14 protein-coding genes are annotated in these 17145 nt (G+C 40.1%); 10 read left to right on the top strand and 4 right to left on the bottom strand.

Translation table 11 applies throughout. From position 1 onward, the window contains the following. The first annotated feature begins 192 nt into the window (after positions 1-192). The 4 genes from Q1V93_RS18180 (at position 193) to Q1V93_RS18165 (ending at position 5665) form a co-directional block, all read left to right on the top strand. Positions 193-1608: a S41 family peptidase gene (locus Q1V93_RS18180; RefSeq protein ID WP_300666634.1), complete on the top strand. Its 1416-nt coding sequence runs from the start codon at positions 193-195 to the stop codon at positions 1606-1608. Between the two features lie 311 nt (positions 1609-1919). Further along, the gene (fsa, locus tag Q1V93_RS18175) at positions 1920-2576 is read left to right on the top strand and encodes a fructose-6-phosphate aldolase (RefSeq protein WP_300666633.1); all 657 of its coding nucleotides are present in this window, start codon (positions 1920-1922) and stop codon (positions 2574-2576) included. Positions 2577-2873: 297 nt separating this feature from the next. Next, positions 2874-3374: a DUF6702 family protein gene (locus Q1V93_RS18170; protein ID WP_300666631.1), complete on the top strand. Its 501-nt coding sequence runs from the start codon at positions 2874-2876 to the stop codon at positions 3372-3374. Positions 3375-3376: 2 nt separating this feature from the next. Further along, positions 3377-5665, top strand: coding sequence for a M1 family metallopeptidase (locus tag Q1V93_RS18165; RefSeq protein WP_300666630.1), 2289 nt, complete (start codon positions 3377-3379; stop codon positions 5663-5665). Between the two features lie 155 nt (positions 5666-5820). On the opposite strand, the gene Q1V93_RS18160 is transcribed toward Q1V93_RS18165, so the two are convergent. Further along, positions 5821-6648: a phytanoyl-CoA dioxygenase family protein gene (locus tag Q1V93_RS18160; protein WP_300666628.1), complete on the bottom strand. Its 828-nt coding sequence runs from the start codon at positions 6646-6648 to the stop codon at positions 5821-5823. Between the two features lie 341 nt (positions 6649-6989). Between Q1V93_RS18160 and Q1V93_RS18155 the strand changes: the two genes are divergently transcribed. The 4 genes from Q1V93_RS18155 (at position 6990) to Q1V93_RS18140 (ending at position 12585) form a co-directional block, all read left to right on the top strand. Further along, on the top strand, positions 6990-7577 hold the full coding sequence (locus Q1V93_RS18155) for a hypothetical protein (RefSeq protein ID WP_300666626.1): 588 nt from the start codon (positions 6990-6992) through the stop codon (positions 7575-7577). 32 nt (positions 7578-7609) lie between these two features. Further along, positions 7610-7954: a WG repeat-containing protein gene (locus Q1V93_RS18150; RefSeq protein WP_300666625.1), complete on the top strand. Its 345-nt coding sequence runs from the start codon at positions 7610-7612 to the stop codon at positions 7952-7954. A 723-nt stretch (positions 7955-8677) separates the two neighbouring features. Continuing rightward, positions 8678-10633: a T9SS type A sorting domain-containing protein gene (locus Q1V93_RS18145; RefSeq protein WP_300666623.1), complete on the top strand. Its 1956-nt coding sequence runs from the start codon at positions 8678-8680 to the stop codon at positions 10631-10633. A gap of 74 nt (positions 10634-10707) precedes the next feature. Beyond that, positions 10708-12585: a T9SS type A sorting domain-containing protein gene (locus Q1V93_RS18140; RefSeq protein WP_300666621.1), complete on the top strand. Its 1878-nt coding sequence runs from the start codon at positions 10708-10710 to the stop codon at positions 12583-12585. A 124-nt stretch (positions 12586-12709) separates the two neighbouring features. Here the strand turns inward: Q1V93_RS18140 and Q1V93_RS18135 are convergent, their stop codons facing one another. Then, positions 12710-13852, bottom strand: a complete 1143-nt coding sequence (locus Q1V93_RS18135) for a metallophosphoesterase (RefSeq protein ID WP_300666620.1) — start codon at positions 13850-13852, stop codon at positions 12710-12712. 168 nt (positions 13853-14020) lie between these two features. On the opposite strand from Q1V93_RS18135, the gene Q1V93_RS18130 reads away from it, so the two are divergent. Next, on the top strand, positions 14021-14827 hold the full coding sequence (locus tag Q1V93_RS18130) for a universal stress protein (RefSeq protein ID WP_300666618.1): 807 nt from the start codon (positions 14021-14023) through the stop codon (positions 14825-14827). 6 nt (positions 14828-14833) lie between these two features. On the opposite strand, the gene Q1V93_RS18125 is transcribed toward Q1V93_RS18130, so the two are convergent. Next, positions 14834-15331, bottom strand: a complete 498-nt coding sequence (locus Q1V93_RS18125; protein ID WP_300666616.1) for a DUF6265 family protein — start codon at positions 15329-15331, stop codon at positions 14834-14836. Between the two features lie 144 nt (positions 15332-15475). Here Q1V93_RS18125 and Q1V93_RS18120 point away from each other — a divergent pair, with 144 nt between their 5' ends. Further along, a complete protein-coding gene (locus tag Q1V93_RS18120) occupies positions 15476-16309 on the top strand; it encodes a S1-like domain-containing RNA-binding protein (RefSeq protein WP_300666614.1) in 834 nt (277 codons plus the stop codon). 126 nt (positions 16310-16435) lie between these two features. Here the strand turns inward: Q1V93_RS18120 and Q1V93_RS18115 are convergent. Continuing rightward, positions 16436-17145 (bottom strand): LytTR family DNA-binding domain-containing protein (locus Q1V93_RS18115; RefSeq protein WP_300666613.1); only part of this gene is annotated, 710 nt, incomplete at its 5' end.

Genomic DNA, 17145 nt, shown 5'->3' with positions numbered 1-17145 from the left:
CTTCTTCTGAAAGCATATTCTTGAATTCTATATCTTCTAAAAGCTTAGCAACAACAGTATATTGTTCACTTTATACTAACAGTTGAACCGCTCACAGAAGCCGGAAATGCAAAAAAAGGAACCTGTTCCATTCAGCTTAGAGAAGCCGTTTCGGAAGAGAGTTGGAAGAACCGGAAATTATCTCCGAAACAAATGAAAGAAGACCTGGCTGTTTTCAGAGCTATCCGCGAAAAAGCCAATTCAGGCCTGTACAGATACAGAAGTCGTCAGAGTATTGACAGCATTTATTCCAGCGCTTTTGAAAAGGTGAAAACCGAATTAAGCATAACAGACTTCTATAAGATTTTGTTGGTTTTGACCGATTTTGAAGGAAGTAATCACAACGGAACGAGTTTGCCATATAAACCTGCTGCTCTGATGCAAAAAGACCGCGGATATTTTCCTTTCTTTCTGAAGCATGTAGATGGGAAAATGCTTGTGAATAATTCAAATGTCGAAATTCCTTTGGGTTCTCAACTTGTAAGTATCAACGGGATTTCAGATCAGGAACTTCAAAAACGGTTTTACAAGTATCTGACAACAGACGGTTACAACATGACCGCTAAGACAAGAGCAAGTATCGAAAACGTATTCGGTTGGATCTTCCCTTTTGAAATGGGAGTTTCAGAGTTTTTTGACATTGAATATAAAGCACATGGTTCTGAGCAGATTCAAAAGATTCAGTTGAAAAGTATCAGCCAGGAAGAAAATCGAAACAGGTATTTTGCACGACATTCAGCAAAATTAGATAGCATTACCGATTCTAATGTGCAGGAGAAATACAGCTTCCAACGCATCAATGAAAACACGGCTTTGTTGAATTTCAGGATATTTACCATGGCCTCCAATGCGGAAGATCCTGATTTTGCTGTATTCTCGTCTTACCTGGACAGTGTGTTTTCATTAGTGAAATCTGAAAAAATAACGAACTTAATTGTAGATATCCGCAACAATCCGGGGGGCAATGATCCGACGTATGAAAAAGTGTTTACTTATCTGACAACTCAGACTTTCAAGGAAAACAAAGAAGCATTTATTCTCTTCAACAAACTACCCTATCCGCAGTATTTTAAATCGGAATCGGAAGACAAAGGCAACCGGAAACAGGGATTAAATGCAACAAACAGTTATTTGCAGGAGATATTCTCAGTGAAGAAGGAAAATCGCTTTTTTCAGAATCAAAGTCACAACCCGCCCTACTATCCGGATTCAAACAGATTCACCGGGAAATTGTATTTAGTAATAGATGAAAACGTAGGATCGGCGGCATCTCATTTCGCTTCATTGGTTCGGGGGCATTCTCCGGCAACAATCGTTGGGATGGAAACATCAGGTGGTTATTACGGACATAATGGTCATTTCCCGGTCGAATATGTACTTCCGAACTCTCAGATCACTACCCGTTTTTCGATTGTTCATGTAGAGCAGGATGCGCCCGTGAGAGCTGATCAGCCGGTTGGGAGGGGAATTATTCCGGATTACAGAGTTTTATTGTCGTTTGAGGATTTCATGAAGAATGAGGATTCACAGATGAAATTTGTATTGAAGTTGATTGAAGGAATCAAGTGATTTCAATCAGGCTATGGACGTAATTCCGCAATATTACGTCCGCATTTGATTTCAGATTTCAAAGTAAACTTCCCGCATCCAGATATGCTTTGCGACATAACATTTATTTCTTTGTCCCAATATTGGGAAATTACTTCAGTCCCTAAATTTCAGTGTTTTCAGCATAGGTTTTAGATAGACTATCCGCACAATCTGCGTGAAAAACAGGCACATTATCTGCCCGTTTGTATCATACCTGTGCAAAACTTCCCTCTCCTGCATTCCTCCAACTTACTAAATGCTTTTATCTTTGCCTTTCAAATTCAATAAACATGAAATTTTTCATCGATACAGCAAATCTGAATGATATCCGCGAAGCAAACGACTTAGGGATTTTGGACGGGGTAACAACCAATCCGTCTTTGATGGCCAAAGAAGGGGTTTCCGGACAAAACAATATTTTGAAGCACTATGTTGACATTTGCAACATTGTTGACGGACCGGTAAGCGCAGAAGTAATCGCAACAGACTTTGAAGGAATGATCCGCGAAGGAGAAGCGTTGGCTGAATTGCATAAGAACATTGTGGTGAAAATCCCGATGATTCCTGCAGGAATTAAAGCAATCAAGTACTTCTCATCCAAAGGAATCAAAACAAATTGCACCCTGATCTTCAGCGCCGGACAAGCATTATTGGCTGCGAAAGCTGGTGCAAGTTATGTTTCACCTTTCGTTGGACGTTTGGATGATGTTTCAACAAACGGGATGGATTTGATTCAGCAAATCAGAATCATTTTCGATAATTACGGATTTGAAACAGAAATCCTGGCAGCTTCTATCCGCCATCCGATGCATATTATTCAATGCGCTGAAATCGGATCGGATGTAATGACCGGACCTTTAAGTGCCATTTTAGCATTGGCAAAACACCCCTTAACAGATAACGGATTAGCACAATTCTTAGCTGATCACGCGAAGGGGAATAAATAAAAACCTCAGTAGTAGATGAAGACCGAACGGAGCAATGAAGAATTACTCCACGTATGGGAAGTTTCTACCCCATAAAACAATGGATTATTCAATACAGACAAAAGGAGTTCATTTCGAACTCCTTTTTTTGTTTACTAAACAATGTGGATAAGAGTACACTTATCCACCACTTACCCTGGTAAGTTTATTTTTCATCCCGTTTTTTCGACTGCTTAACCAAAATAACTCCCCTTTAGTCAAAAATTAAGACGCTACTAAAAGCATTCTGCTATTTTTGCTTTCGGGAAAATCTACTTTATGAAGAAACTCTTGATGTTTTGTTTGTTTTCTTTGGCTTTGTTCTCCGTCCGGGCGCACGAATATTACTTTGCGTTCGGTGAAATCGAGTACAATGAAGCAACAAAGAAATTCGAGATTACCCTGGAAATGAGTGCCCACGATGTGGAGTTTGATTTAAAAAAGACAGGTGTAACGCTTGACAAACACATCGAAGATCAGGCTCAAAACAAAGAATTTAAGAAACAACTGGAAACGTATTTGTTAAACGGATTCTCCATTTCAAACGGCCACTCCCCGATCAATCTTTCCTTAATGGGCTTCGACGTATTGCCAAACGGACAATTATATGCCTATTTGGAAAGTGCTCAAGTTGAATTAGATAAGGAGCTTAACTTCAAGTTCGACTTACTAATGGAATCTTTCCCGAATCAACAGAATAAGATCACATGGATCCATCTGAAACGAAAACAAACTGCGGTATTTTTACCAGGTAAACCTACAGAAATCATAACCCTGTAATTATGAAAAAAATCCTCTCTTTCTCAATTATTCTCTCGGCATTCACCCTGTCTGCACAAACCAAATTTGCACAATTGGATATTGAGTTGCCAACTCCGAATGAATATCGAACAGCTGCCGGAGCTCCCGGACACGGATATTATCAGCAGAAAGCAGATTACAAAATGAACATCACGCTGGAAGATGACAAACAAATCATCCGTGGAGAAGAGATCATTACGTATACCAACAATTCGCCGGATATCCTGGAGTATTTATGGTTGCAATTGGATCAGAATATTTACAGGCCGGATTCGGACAGCAAACTGATTGAAGTAGAGAAAATGGAAAACTTTCAGTCGATTAAAGATGTGGAACGAAGACTGATGGTGTTTGAAGGAGGATTCAATATCGAGTCCGTTTCAACAGTAAACGGAGAAAGAATGCGTTATGCGATCAACAAAACCATGATGCGTATTGATCCGGCAAAACCATTGGCTCCAAAACAAAGCATTTCCTTTAAAATAAAATGGTGGTATAACATCAACGACCGGATGAAAGTTGGCGGAAGATCCGGTTACGAATACTTCGAAAAAGACAAGAACTACTTATATACGATTGCGCAATTCTTCCCGAGAATGTGTGTTTACAACGATGTTGAAGGCTGGCAGAACAAGCAATTTCTTGGAAAAGGAGAGTTTACGCTTCCATTCGGAGATTACGACGTTTCGATTACAGTTCCTTCCGATCACATTGTGGCCGGAACCGGAGAACTTCAAAACGGAGCAGCAGTCATGACTGCCGAGCAGAGACAACGCATGGACAAAGCAAAAACGTCCAATACTCCTGTTTTAATTGTAACACAGCCGGAAGCTGAAAATGCAGAAAAGAATAAAGTTACAAGTACTAAAACCTGGACATTTAAAGCAAAAAATGTACGCGATTTCGCCTTTGCCACTTCCCGTAAATTCATGTGGGATGCTCAAAACACAGTCGTGAAAGGAAAAAACATTTTGTGTATGTCCTTTTATCCGAAAGAAGGAAACCCGTTATGGGAACGATATTCAACCAAACTGGTCGCACATACGATTCAAACCTACTCGAAATACACGATTGATTACCCGTATCCGGTCGCTATTTCTGTTCACGCAAATCAAATTGGGATGGAATACCCGATGATCTGTTTCAACGGAGGAAGACCAAATGAAGACGGAACGTATTCCGAACAAACGAAATATGGAATGTGGGGCGTAATCATTCACGAGGTCGGACACAACTTCTTCCCGATGATTATCAACTCGGACGAACGCCAGTGGTCCTGGATGGATGAAGGGTTGAACACCTTTGTTCAATACCTCACCGAACAGGAATGGGAACGCGGATATCCTTCCAGGAGAGGTCCGGCGGCAATGATCACAGATTACATGCGTGGTGATAAACGTTTCATTTCTCCGATCATGACGAATTCCGAATCAATCTGGCAATTTGGAAACAATGCCTACGGAAAACCCGCTACAGCCTTGAATATTTTGCGTGAAACCGTGATGGGAAGAGAATTGTTTGATTTCGCATTCAAAACCTATTGCGAGCGCTGGAAATTCAAGCACCCTACTCCGGCAGATTTATTCCGTACCATGGAAGACGCATCCGGAGTGGATTTGGATTGGTTCTGGAGAGGTTGGTTCTATACAACAGAATATGTAGATATTTCCCTGGATTATGTAAAACATTTCCAATTGAACTCCAACAACCCGGAAATTGAAAAAGCAGAAAACAAAAAAGTAGCCGATTCAAAACCGCAATTTATCGGAGATATCCGGAACAAAGAATCGATTGAGCAAACAGTGAATGAAAGAGATACGACCATCGACGATTTTTATGCGAAAAGAGATGTGTACAAAGTGGATCGTCTGGACAAAAAAGAATACGATGAATTCAAGGCAAAATTAACTCCGGAACAAAAAAGATTACTGGATTCTCCGAAACACTTTTATGAACTAGCCTTTACAAACAAAGGCGGTTTGGTAACACCATTGATCATTCAGGCAAAATTTGAAGACGGAACAACACAGGAAGTACGAATTCCTGCTGAGATCTGGAGAATGGATGATCTGACGGTTACAAAAGTGTTGATTTTCGACGCCCCGGTTGTGTCTTTCCAATTGGATCCCTTCCTGGAAACTGCAGATTGCGATACGGATAACAACTCCTATCCTCCGGCTTCAAAACCTACGAGATTCCAGTTGTTCCAGCAAAAACAAAGCAGCGAAAACCCGATGCAGCGCCAAAAGCGTTTGGAAAGTGGCAATTAACAGAACACTCATTCAATATCCATTCGAGTAAGAATCGAAAATAAGAAAGCCCGTTCTAAGTGAAATTTCATTTAGAACGGGCTTTTGATAAATATCAATAATTCGAGATTGAAAATAACCCGGAAAAAAGATCAATTGAAAACAACAAGGTTTTTCTAGTTTTTACCCGCAAGCGGATCAACCAGTTTAACAGATTTTTGTTTCATGTATTCCTGGATAGAATTGTCGCGGATTGATTTTTTAGCATGCTCAATAGTATCCTCTCTTTTCAAAGTATACTCATTAATATAGCGATCCATGTGAGGAGATTCCAATGCATAAGTCATAAACAACGATACACGTTCCTGCTGTTGGTCTTTTTTTAGAAATGCCGGAATATGTTTTTCTATTCTATTGATCGTTATATTTGGAAACAACTTTAAACGAACTGCATTCCCGCTATGAATCGTTTTTAAACTCCAAACAGCTACATCCCCTATTTCACTGTCAATAAATACAGGCTTTCCATCAGCGTTGAGATGTGTTCCCTTTTTCACTTTTAATCCGCCACTATAATCTTTGTGATCCTGCAAATACAAACCCATTCGGATCAGCGGATATTCTCCCTGCCAGTCAGGACCATTCAAATTCTGTCTGTCGATATTATCTCTGTGAAAACCACGAAGTCCGTTACCTATCTGGTAAGAACTGTCTCCGAAATAAACGATATCATTGTTTTCCAGTATAGTACGTGCAATCTCCAGCATTCTGTCATCGGTAAGAACAGAATACAATTTTTCCTTACTGAGCAAATCCCCTTTTGAATATTTCGCCTTTGTTTTTAAATGTGGCAACTCAAAAGTCAATCCTTTTTGTTGATCAGTTTGAAACTGACTGTAAACATCGTCTCTGATTTTCTGAATTTCTTCTTTTGTGAATACGTGTTTTATCAGAACATAACCATTTTGGTTGAAAAACTGTTTATCGATATTTAATTGACTCATAAAGTGCGTTTTAGTTTAAGTAAATCTCATGAAAAAGCTGCTTCAAACAGCCGGTATTCCAAGAATATTAACAACACAAATATAGAGGAATTTATGAATTTCAACACATGTTTTAAGATTCTGATGACGAGTTTTTGATGAGTGGAAAAGCTTTTTTATTCCTGATCTTAATAAGAAAAAACAGAAAATGGATCGTGAAATTCGCGCATGAAAATTCAGGACTCATTTCGGATACCGGAAGAATGGAAACAGGTTTTCTAAAAAAGATACAATTTGATGCCTGTAACGTGTCACTTTTCGGAAGCTTATGACACTCTACAAGCATGATTCCCTTTTTCAGAATGAAAACAATCCTTCCTTTATGTCTGGTGGTTTTAACGGCCTCCTGCACCTCTACGATCAAGAAAAATAATTTTGAACACAACTACCCGAAATACTGGGAGAAATATACCGATTTGCAACTCAGAGATTCAATCTTTGCGGATACATTATTAGTTGGGAGCGATACCGATACTGAAAGCTCGGCAAAGGATTTTTACAAGGAAGAAATTCACCGTTTATTGATCGATTTGAAGAACGATAAATATAAAAACGACAGATTGTATCCGATGCTTGCTTTTAACGAAGTTGTATTGAGTAATTTAGCGTCCGGAGAAACATATAGTCTGTCTGATTACCAAATTGAAAAATTACTCACAATCATCAACGATCCGCTATCATTCAACTGGTCGGAAACAACATTAGAACTCGCATTTAGAATAGATTTTGTAAAAGACGGACTCATCGTTTCTACCTTGAATATTGAAGATGATAAATCCGTGATCAAGATCAATCCGGAATTGAGCGGTTTCAGAAAGATGAAATTCGGAATGCTGAAACCGCGTTTTCAGAAACAAATAATGGACCTGTTCAACGAAATAGGTTTGTAAAAGAATTACTTTAGATATTAAATGATAAAACAATGAATTTTAAACAGTTATTAATAGGTGTTTTACTATTCAGTTCCGTTTCTTATGGTCAAACGGGCTACAAAAAGGTCTATAAATCCGGGGAATATCAACCGAATTGGTCTTTGGTAAAAACCATTGCGGGAACCTATGGATTTATTGACAAATCCGGAAAGGAAGTGGTTCACCCGATTTATGCTAAAATCTGGAAATTCGGAGAATACCACGAAAACATCGCCCTGGTGAAATCCATTACAGACACTTATGGGTTTATCGACAAAACAGGGAAAGAAGTAGTACACCCCATTTATACCCTGGAAGAAATCAAACAACGATTCAGGACACTTTATCAGCCTTAGTATCACAAAAGCTGAAACAAAAACTAAAACCGGACATTGAGCGAAGTCGAAATGTCCGGTTTTTTTTTATTGGTTTTGTACGAAAATAGAGGTGATAAAAAAATCACACTGATTTGGAAATCATCTAAATTCTCGGACAGGAGATTATTTTAAGACAGGTCAAATCCAATATTGAACCGATAATAAGGCATCAATATCCCATAGATAAGGCATAGATATAGCGATGATTGTACCTGTTTTAAACAAAGTAAACCAATAACAAACAGCATAGCTTCCCAACCTTCTCCCTTCTCTCTTTTTGCTAATTGATCATTCCCTCATTGACAATTCCTGTAATTCGTAATCTGACATTCGGCATTCACACTTCAATAGCCCCCGAATATAAATTCCTGATTACGTTTATATTGCATTAAGTAGAATTAAAAGATACTAGTTCGATTTAGTTGTTTTTCGACTTTTGTCTAATCTGGTAATAAAACAACCAGAAAGGAGTTTTTTCTCAAAGCAGCCACGTTTCACAAGCCCCTGTTTTCCTGCAAAAAAAGTAAAACCAGGCTTCTCATTAAAAATTCTGATGCCATTTGTTTAGTAAAAATTAAGCATCCCCTATCTTCTTCTAAAAAGCTTAAAGTATTGTTGTTCCTGCATTTACGGGTTAAAAAACACCTCGTTGTAAATTTACAATGGTTTCGAAACTATTATTCACTTTAAAAAATTTCAGTCATGAAAAACAGAAACAATGTAATGAAACAACTATTTGCTACTAGTGCACTTGCACTAATGGGGTTTGTCGCTAACGGACAATTATTGGAAACAATGGGAACCGTAGGAAGCGGAACTCAAACAATCAGTGCCAGAGAAACTGCTGGAAACTTTGACCTGGTTCCTCTTACTTATGTAGGAACTGCAGACATGAGAACAACTACTCCATCAACTGGTTATGCCGGAGCTTCAGGAGGATTCAACACATTAATTCAGGCACAGGAGTATTTTGAAATGCAGGGAATCAACGCTGCAGGATGCAAAAACTCTGACTCTCTTCGTTTCGGGATCAACAAAAATACCAATGCTGCAACAGGAGTTGACTATTTATTAGTAGAATACAGTAACGATAACGGGGCTTCCTGGTCTGCATTGTCTTACCCTGCTTTACCAACCGGCACGGGAACGTCAAAATGGTATAAAACCGCAGTAGCATTACCTGCAGGAGCTCATGTTGCAAACTTGCGTATCCGTTTCAGAAGTACATTGGTAGGAACTTCTGCTTCAAATCCTCAATACCGTATTGATGATATTTCGATGACATGTGGTTCTACAACTTCTTGTGGGGTACCAACAGCGTCAATCAATGTTTCTGGAGCAACTGTTGTTTGTGCAGGAGCTACAATGCCTCAGTTGACAACTACAACTGGTATTACGGAGCCTTATTACCAATGGTACAACCAGGATGGAGCAATTTCAGGAGCACAGTTGGACGTTTATTCTCCGACAACTTCAGGAACTTACTACGTGATCGTAAGCAGCGAAGATGGTTGTGAAGCAACGACTCAGAAAGTATACGTTCACGTTTACCCGCAAGTTCAATACTGCCCGATTACTTTTGAAGGATGTCCTAAAACAATCGTTCAGGTATGTCCGGTTGTACAAGCACCGGATTTGATCGTTTCTCAATACATGGAAGGGAATTTGTTCAACAAATACGTAGAGATCTTTAACGGAACTTGTTCAGATGTTGATTTATCAGGATATGAATTACGCGCATACCATAACGGTGCATCAGCTACAGGAGCTCCTACTTATACAATCGCACTTTCAGGAACATTGACTGTAGGTGATGTGTTTGTAATTGCTCACCCGTCAGCAACAGCATGGAGCGGAACTCCGAATTTGACTTCTGCTAACTTGCAGTTTAACGGTGACGATGCATTGGTATTATTCAACCTTGTTTCAGGAAAAGCAGCTGATATTTTTGGTTCTGTAGGAAATGATCCGGGATCTGCCTGGAGAGATGCTGATTCTACAAGTGCAACTTACCGTTGGTCTACTGAAAACAAAACATTGGTTAGAAAATCATGCGTTTACGCTGGGATCACTGTAAATCCTGATTTGGCTGGAATCGGTGGATTCCCTACTTTGACAACAGAATGGGATACACTTTCAGTAGATGATGCAACTGGCTTGGGATCACACGCTTTCGGAGCTTCTTCTTATAGCTACAGCGTTGCTTCAGGAAATGCTGCAATCAAATCTATCGCAGATAATTGTGCAAACATTGAAATTGGAAGTGTAAACTCTGTAATCAATGTTGTCGGAACATTCTGCGGATTCAACAATTGCAATGCAACTCCGGGACAAATCGCTGTAAACGTGGCTTGTGCTGAGTCAAGAGACATGAAATCAACTTCAACTGTTGGTCAATCATCTTCATTGGAGTTATTCCCTAACCCAACAACTGGTTCTGTTGCATTGACTTTCAATACCACTTCAGACGAAGAAGTTTCTGTTGTATTGTTTGACCTTTCAGGAAAAGCTCAAATGACGATTCACAACGGGTATTTATCGAAAGGAGCACAACGTATGCAGGCTGATTTATCAAATCTTGCTGCGGGAACATACATCATCCGTATCGCTTCTGCTTCTGAAAACCAAACACTTCGTGTGGTTAAAGCAGAAAAATAAGAAGATTACCAATTAGAATAAGAAAAAGAGTCCTCAGAAATGGGGACTCTTTTAAACGTTTATTAAAGTCAACTATGAAAAAACAATTATTCATTTTAGTGTGCACTTTTATTTTTGGAGGAATCCGGGAAGCAAAAGCACAAACACCTTTCAATCCAAACAGCTATTCCGGATGGCTGACTACCCCAAGCAATTATTTTGCTACTCTTCCTGCCGGATCGGGAGTTACGTTTACACAACCTTCCAGAGGACAAGGAAATCAGTTCTCAACAGCCACAGACGGAATCAATTCCGGTCAATGGCAAAATGTTTCTTCTTCCGATGCGATTGCAGCCAATCGCTATTTTACGTTCTCGGCTTCTGCAAACAGCAGCACCTCGTTTCAAGTCGATAGTCTTTTGTTAATTCTGGGCAGATCAGGCACTGGTCCTGATTCCTGCATCCTTCAATATAAATCTCCTGCTACAGGATATAATTTCGTACCGGTAACATCAACCGTTCACACCATTCTGAATCCTACAACCAATCCCACAACGTCGCTTTTAATTGTTCCTGCAACGTCAATCCTTGTTTCCTCTTCAGACAGTGTTGTTTTTCGTTTGGTAGCCTGGCATGCAAGCAGCTCATTAGGAAAAATGCGCATAATGAACAATACGCAGATCTTCGGCAAAACGATGGTGGCAATTCCTCCGTCCATTTCAGCTCCTTCGTTGCAAACCGGCAACGGCCTGTGTGTTTCTTCCCTGATCGGAGACAGTGTTCAGGTAACGTTTAACTCAATCGGAACATTTAACACCGGAAACACCTACTCGCTCGAATTATCCGATGCTTCCGGTTCTTTTTCAACTCCGGTAACAATCGGATCTGTTTCCAGTCAGTTAAATAACGGCACGATTCACGGTTTTGTTCCGGCCGGAACAGCGAACGCTTCTTATCGTTTGCGCATAAAATCAAGTAATCCTGCAATCAATGGTTTGGATACAACCAATCTGTTTGTGAATGCAGGAATCGAATTGACAGCTTTGGTTCTTCAGCCAACTTGCCCGGATAGCACAGGAAAAATTAACCTGGCGATTACCGGTGGTTCCGGAGTCCTGCAATACGATTGGTCAAATGGAGAAACAACAGCTTCACTGGATTCTTTAGCTGCCGGAACGTATACTGTGACCATAACAGATATTGCAGGTTGTTCGAAAGATTCTTCTTTCCAGATCTTGTCAATCCCCGCTTTTAATGTGACCCAAACGATTGAAAATGTCTCTTGCCATTCAGCAAATGATGGTCAGATAAGCGTCTTGGTAACAGGAGCAACAGCTCCTTATGCAATTTCCTGGACCGGAAACGGGATTAATATTACAGGTTCAACTGCAACGAATCTTCTTGCAGGAAACTATAACCTGACGATTACAGATGGAAATAATTGTGTGTATACCAATGTCTATTCGGTTACAGAACCAACTCCGGTAAACATGTCAGCAGTGATCACACACGCAACCTGTGCAAGTTGTATCGGAAATATTGCCGTGACGGTGAGCGGAGGAAATGCTCCGTATTCATTTGAATGGGGAAATAATTCGACAGCAAATCAAATCGTGGGAACTCCGGGAACCTATTGTCTGGAAGTTACGGATGGAAATGATTGTATGACCGACAGCTGCTTTGTGATCTCTTCTACTGCCGGAATCAACGAGTTGAGTCAATCTTCGGCAGAGGTATTCCCCAATCCGGCATCAGATATGTTCCAGGTTGTTTTCTCTGCAAAGCTGAATGGTCTTTCAAAAGAAATCCGGGTTACGGACCTTTTTGGAAAAGTAGTTTACGAAAACTCAATCTCCGGAGAAACACAACAAATCTCCGTTCCGGTAAAAACCTGGGCAAACGGAACCTATTCTTACCAGATCCTGAACGAAAACGGAACTTCTGAATCCGGAAGAATCGTTGTCGTTCAATAAGATTAAAAAACTGCTCATTTCTATGTGTTCTATGTAGCTATTGTGGTTTTATTATTTAACCACATAGAGATATTAGGACACATAGTTTTTTATGTTGTTTGGTGAATTTCCGGAATGTGTTGTTTTACTTTTTAGTGCTTCTCAGTACAATCTCTGTAATTTCAGGATAAATCCCTACTCTGCCCGGGAAGCCTAAATAACCGAATCCGCGGTTTACATACAAGAACTGTTTTCCTACGTGATACAATCCCGCCCATTTCTTATAACGCAGGGAAACCGGGCTCCATTTAATTCCGAAGCGTTCAATTCCAAACTGCATTCCGTGTGTGTGGCCGGAAAGTGTCAGATCAATATCCGTACTTCCTGTCACTTGTTCGTCAAAATGACTCGGATCATGTGAAAGCAATAGTTTGAATGAGTTTTCAGGTACTTTTTCCAATGTTTTTTCCAATTCACCACTTTGTCTGAACGGAGCTTTCCCCCAATTCTCTACTCCCAAAAGCCAGAACCCGGGTTTAAGTTCGATTGCCTCATTCAACAAAGGTGTAAATCCAATTTCCTTGTGAATCGAAATCAGTTTAGACAAATTGGAATTCTTGGTTTCTTCTTTTTCCCACGGAACGTAATCTCCGTAATCGTGATTCCCCAAAATACTGTATTTACCCATTTTAGCCTGGATTTTCGAGAAAACGGGTTCCCAACCGAACATTTCTTCAGCAATGTTGTTCACCAAATCTCCGGTAAAGAAAACAAAGTCGGCCTCCAGCTGATTGATTTGCTGAATGGCTTTTTCCACTTTGTCGTATTTATTGAAAAAGCTTCCCACATGAATATCACTGATCTGAACAATTTTCAACCCGTCCGAATCTTCCGGAAGGTTATCAAAAGGAAGCTCAATTCGATGCGTTTTCCAATTCCATCTTCCCCAGATAATTCCTGAAAGAATGGAAATAAACAGCGCCAGCGCAATTCCGTAACCTAAATACTTGAAGAAGACGATATTTGTGATCAGGTAAACAATCCCGAAGAGAAAAAAAACAAGAGCAGGAACTCCGGTAGCGATCATAACCCCAAATGCATTAAATCCTTTCCGGTAGTCAGCAGTTCGTCTGTTGCGGAAAAGCCGCATCATGATGATCATACTTCCGAAAAACAGAGCTATCTGAAGAATTCCAAGTACAATTAAAAAAGGGTTCTGGTATTCAAAAAGGGTGTATGAAAGTGTTGCCTGGGCAAGAAGAATCAGTAAGAGGATCAGTCCGAACATAACGTTAATTTATCGACTTGTAAAAGTATAGACTATAAGGATTTAGAAAAATAACCGGAAGCCAATCTTCGTTAAAATAGGCGAAATAATCAATCAACAACGATATGTTAAAAATTAAAGCAACCCTGCTAGCTACTTTTTTGCTATTTTGGTGAAAAATAAATTGCTATGAGTCGAAATTTGTACATTGTCCCGCATGATTTAACGGAGGTGGGAAACACTGCATTGGACTATGCGCTTTTCTTGGGACAACACGTCAGGACAGACATTATGTTACTGCATTTAGTAGATAATCAAGCAAAAATCGCCACTATCGAAGCCCGACTTTGGGACATCATCAAATCAAAATCTATTCCTGAAAGTGTTGAAATGTTCGTCCTGGTAACAGTCGGGGATATTTTTACGGATATTAATAAAATTGCCACACGTGAACATGCCCAATTGATTCTGATGGGAACTCACGGAGCAAAAGGATTCCAAAAACTGACCGGTAGTTTTGCTATGAAAGTCATTACCAGTTGTGATGTTCCTTTCATCATCGTTCAGAAAGAAACCAAACACCGGGAAATTAAAAACATCGTCGTTCCGATTGATCTTACAAAAGAAAGTTTACAGATCGTCAGCTCTGCCGGAGATTTGGCACGTATTTTCGACGCAACGGTTCATGTCATCGGCGAAAAACACACAGATGAAGGACTTTCCCAGCAAACAAAGAACCGTGTGTTGCTGATCCGGAACAAATACGATGAGAAGGGCGCAAAATGTGAAGTAAACCTGCTTCCTTCAAGTGGCGGCTATTCCAAAAAAGTAATGGCATACGTGAAAGAAAAGAATATTGAGTTGATTGCAATTGCGTATCACTCAGAAAGCTTGCTTCCTCAATTCGATAATTTCGCGCAATCGTTGATTACCAACGAATTGAAACTTCCTTGTATGATCATTGCCGCAAAACAATCCGGTAATTTGTATTTCTAACCAGATTTATTTTACTCTTACCATTGCTAAGCGTTCTTTAGCAGGTTTTCCCTCAAGTGTTCCTGAAATGAAGGCAATCACGGAATCCCCTTTCTGTTCGTAATGAATGGCTGTTGGGAAATCGTGTTTCGGATTTTCAAACAATAGCGTGTTCTCCGTTTGCTTTGTCATCGTAAAAACGACTGGCTTATCGTTGTTCTCTCCGGGAATAGAAATAACGCACTGAAGCGTTTTGCCTGTTTCTTCCAGGACCGAATGCTCTTTAAATACGGTATCTGAACCAACTACGATAAATGTTTCTGCGGTGTATATGTCTCCATCTTTCACCCAGGTTTCTGATAAGCTGTTCTGATCCGAGTTGTTTTCCCAACGCCCCAATAACCACGCTGCCTTTTCAAGTCTGCTTTTCTCTTCTTTCTTTACAGGAGCTGTTTTTTCGCTGCCTCCGCAAGAATAAACAATCACTAAAGTCATTAACAGACTTGCAATAATGGGTTGTTTCATCACTGAATATTTAGATTTAAAGATGTAAATAAATATGACACCATGGCAGGAAATAACGTTTGTCGCTCAAAATACTTTTCAGCTCCTGAGGTAATTTGCGATCCGTAATTCGTAATTCGCAATTCTTTTGGCTACCTTTGTCCTGTGGAATTAGGAGTTTATAACGAATTGCGCCTCGACCGGTTTACAAGTCCGGGGGCTTATCTGGAAGATGAAGAAGGGAACGACGTATTGTTGCCTACAAAATATGTAGATCCGTCTTTTCAGATAGATGATTTAGTCAAAGTATTCCTGTACAAGGATTCGGAAGGAAGAATTATTGCGACAACGCTGACTCCGAAAATTCTGGTGAATCAGTTTGCATTCCTGAAAATCGTTGAAGTGAACCAATACGGTGCCTTTGCTGAATGGGGCGTTGAAAAACATTTGCTGATTCCTTTCCGCGAACAACCAAAACCCCTGGAAGAAGGAAAGCATTATTTCATTTACATGTACATTGATGAAGCAACTCAGCGTTTGGTTGGGACTTCCCGCATCGGAATGTATATTGAACCGGTAAACGATGAAATCCAGGTAAACGATGAAGTAGACCTGATGGTTTGGGAATTCACCGATTTAGGAATGAAAGTCCTTGTAAACAATAAGTTCCAGGGGCTTGTTTTCAAAAATGAATTGCATCGCAGGGTGCGCATGGGTGAAAACCTGAAAGGATATGTAAAAACTGTCAGACACGACGGCAAACTGGACATTGTTCTGGAAAGACCGGGATACGACAAAATTGATACGCATGCCCGGAAATTATTGGCCATGCTGCACGATAATGATGGCTTCCTGGATTTAACGGATAAATCAGATCCGGAAGAAATTCAATACCGCACAGGTTGGTCCAAAAAAGTATTCAAACAAGTGATCGGAAACCTGTACAAACAACGGTTGATCAGTCTCCATGATAATGGAATCACGTTGATTGAAAATTGACTTCTTCCCATGTCATGTCGAGTAATTTTCATAATGAAATGGAAGAAAATGTATCGGGACAGACATGGAATTTAAGCATTGTCCTTCTCGATACTTCAGTTGCACTGACACTCGAAGTGACACTACTTAAATAGAAAACAATTCCTTAAACTTAATCGCTTGCCGTCGGGAGATTTCGATCTTCTCACCTTCCCGGACCTCTTCTCCGGTTGCGGTTTTGATAATGACAGGTTTCAATTCCACCTGAAGACCTCCGTTGAACCAGTTTTCTACTTTGTGAATCCAGTTCAGGTTGATAATGTATTTGCGGTTTGCACGGAAGAAGTGTTGCGGCTCCAATCGTTCTTCCAAACTATTCAGAGATCTCAGAATCAAAGGTCTGCTCTTTTCAAAATAGACTTTCACATAATTTCCGTCACTTTCAAAAATGCGCACCTTGTCTAAGGAAACGTAAAAACACTTTTCACCATCCTTAATGAAAATGGAATCGGAAATCGTTAATGGACGCGAAGAACGATCAATTTTCGGAGCTTTTGCCGTTGATTGAAAATCCGCTTCGGAATTGTTCAATAACTTTTTAACCGTTTCATCCAATCGTGCCGGATCAACCGGTTTCAGAACGTAATCCAACGCATTTACCTCAAATGCTTTCAGTGCAAAATCATCGAAAGCAGTAACGAATACAACCTGTGGAATCTCATCCAGTTTTTTCAGCATGTCGAATCCGGTCATTCCCGGCATCTGAATATCCAGGAAGATCAAATCGGGTTTCAAAGCCTTGATTTTCTCAATTCCTTCTTCCGGATTTTTGGCTTCGTCAATGATTTCAATTTCGT

This window comes from Fluviicola sp. (assembly GCF_030151805.1).
In the GTDB taxonomy this organism is placed as follows: Bacteria; Bacteroidota; Bacteroidia; order Flavobacteriales_D; family Crocinitomicaceae; genus Fluviicola.
Note: the sequence above shows the minus strand (reverse complement) of the source record. Positions and strands in the feature narration are given on the sequence as shown.

Excerpts from the sequence above, each read along its gene's own strand:
- Q1V93_RS18180 (WP_300666634.1), top strand. The coding sequence starts at position 193 with ATGAAAGAAGACCTGGCTGTTTTCAGAGCTATCCGCGAAAAAGCCAAT.
- fsa (WP_300666633.1), top strand. The coding sequence starts at position 1,920 with ATGAAATTTTTCATCGATACAGCAAATCTGAATGATATCCGCGAAGCA.
- Q1V93_RS18170 (WP_300666631.1), top strand. The coding sequence starts at position 2,874 with ATGAAGAAACTCTTGATGTTTTGTTTGTTTTCTTTGGCTTTGTTCTCC.
- Q1V93_RS18165 (WP_300666630.1), top strand. The coding sequence starts at position 3,377 with ATGAAAAAAATCCTCTCTTTCTCAATTATTCTCTCGGCATTCACCCTG.
- Q1V93_RS18160 (WP_300666628.1), bottom strand. The coding sequence starts at position 6,648 with ATGAGTCAATTAAATATCGATAAACAGTTTTTCAACCAAAATGGTTAT.
- Q1V93_RS18155 (WP_300666626.1), top strand. The coding sequence starts at position 6,990 with ATGAAAACAATCCTTCCTTTATGTCTGGTGGTTTTAACGGCCTCCTGC.
- Q1V93_RS18150 (WP_300666625.1), top strand. The coding sequence starts at position 7,610 with ATGAATTTTAAACAGTTATTAATAGGTGTTTTACTATTCAGTTCCGTT.
- Q1V93_RS18145 (WP_300666623.1), top strand. The coding sequence starts at position 8,678 with ATGAAAAACAGAAACAATGTAATGAAACAACTATTTGCTACTAGTGCA.
- Q1V93_RS18140 (WP_300666621.1), top strand. The coding sequence starts at position 10,708 with ATGAAAAAACAATTATTCATTTTAGTGTGCACTTTTATTTTTGGAGGA.
- Q1V93_RS18135 (WP_300666620.1), bottom strand. The coding sequence starts at position 13,852 with ATGTTCGGACTGATCCTCTTACTGATTCTTCTTGCCCAGGCAACACTT.
- Q1V93_RS18130 (WP_300666618.1), top strand. The coding sequence starts at position 14,021 with ATGAGTCGAAATTTGTACATTGTCCCGCATGATTTAACGGAGGTGGGA.
- Q1V93_RS18125 (WP_300666616.1), bottom strand. The coding sequence starts at position 15,331 with ATGAAACAACCCATTATTGCAAGTCTGTTAATGACTTTAGTGATTGTT.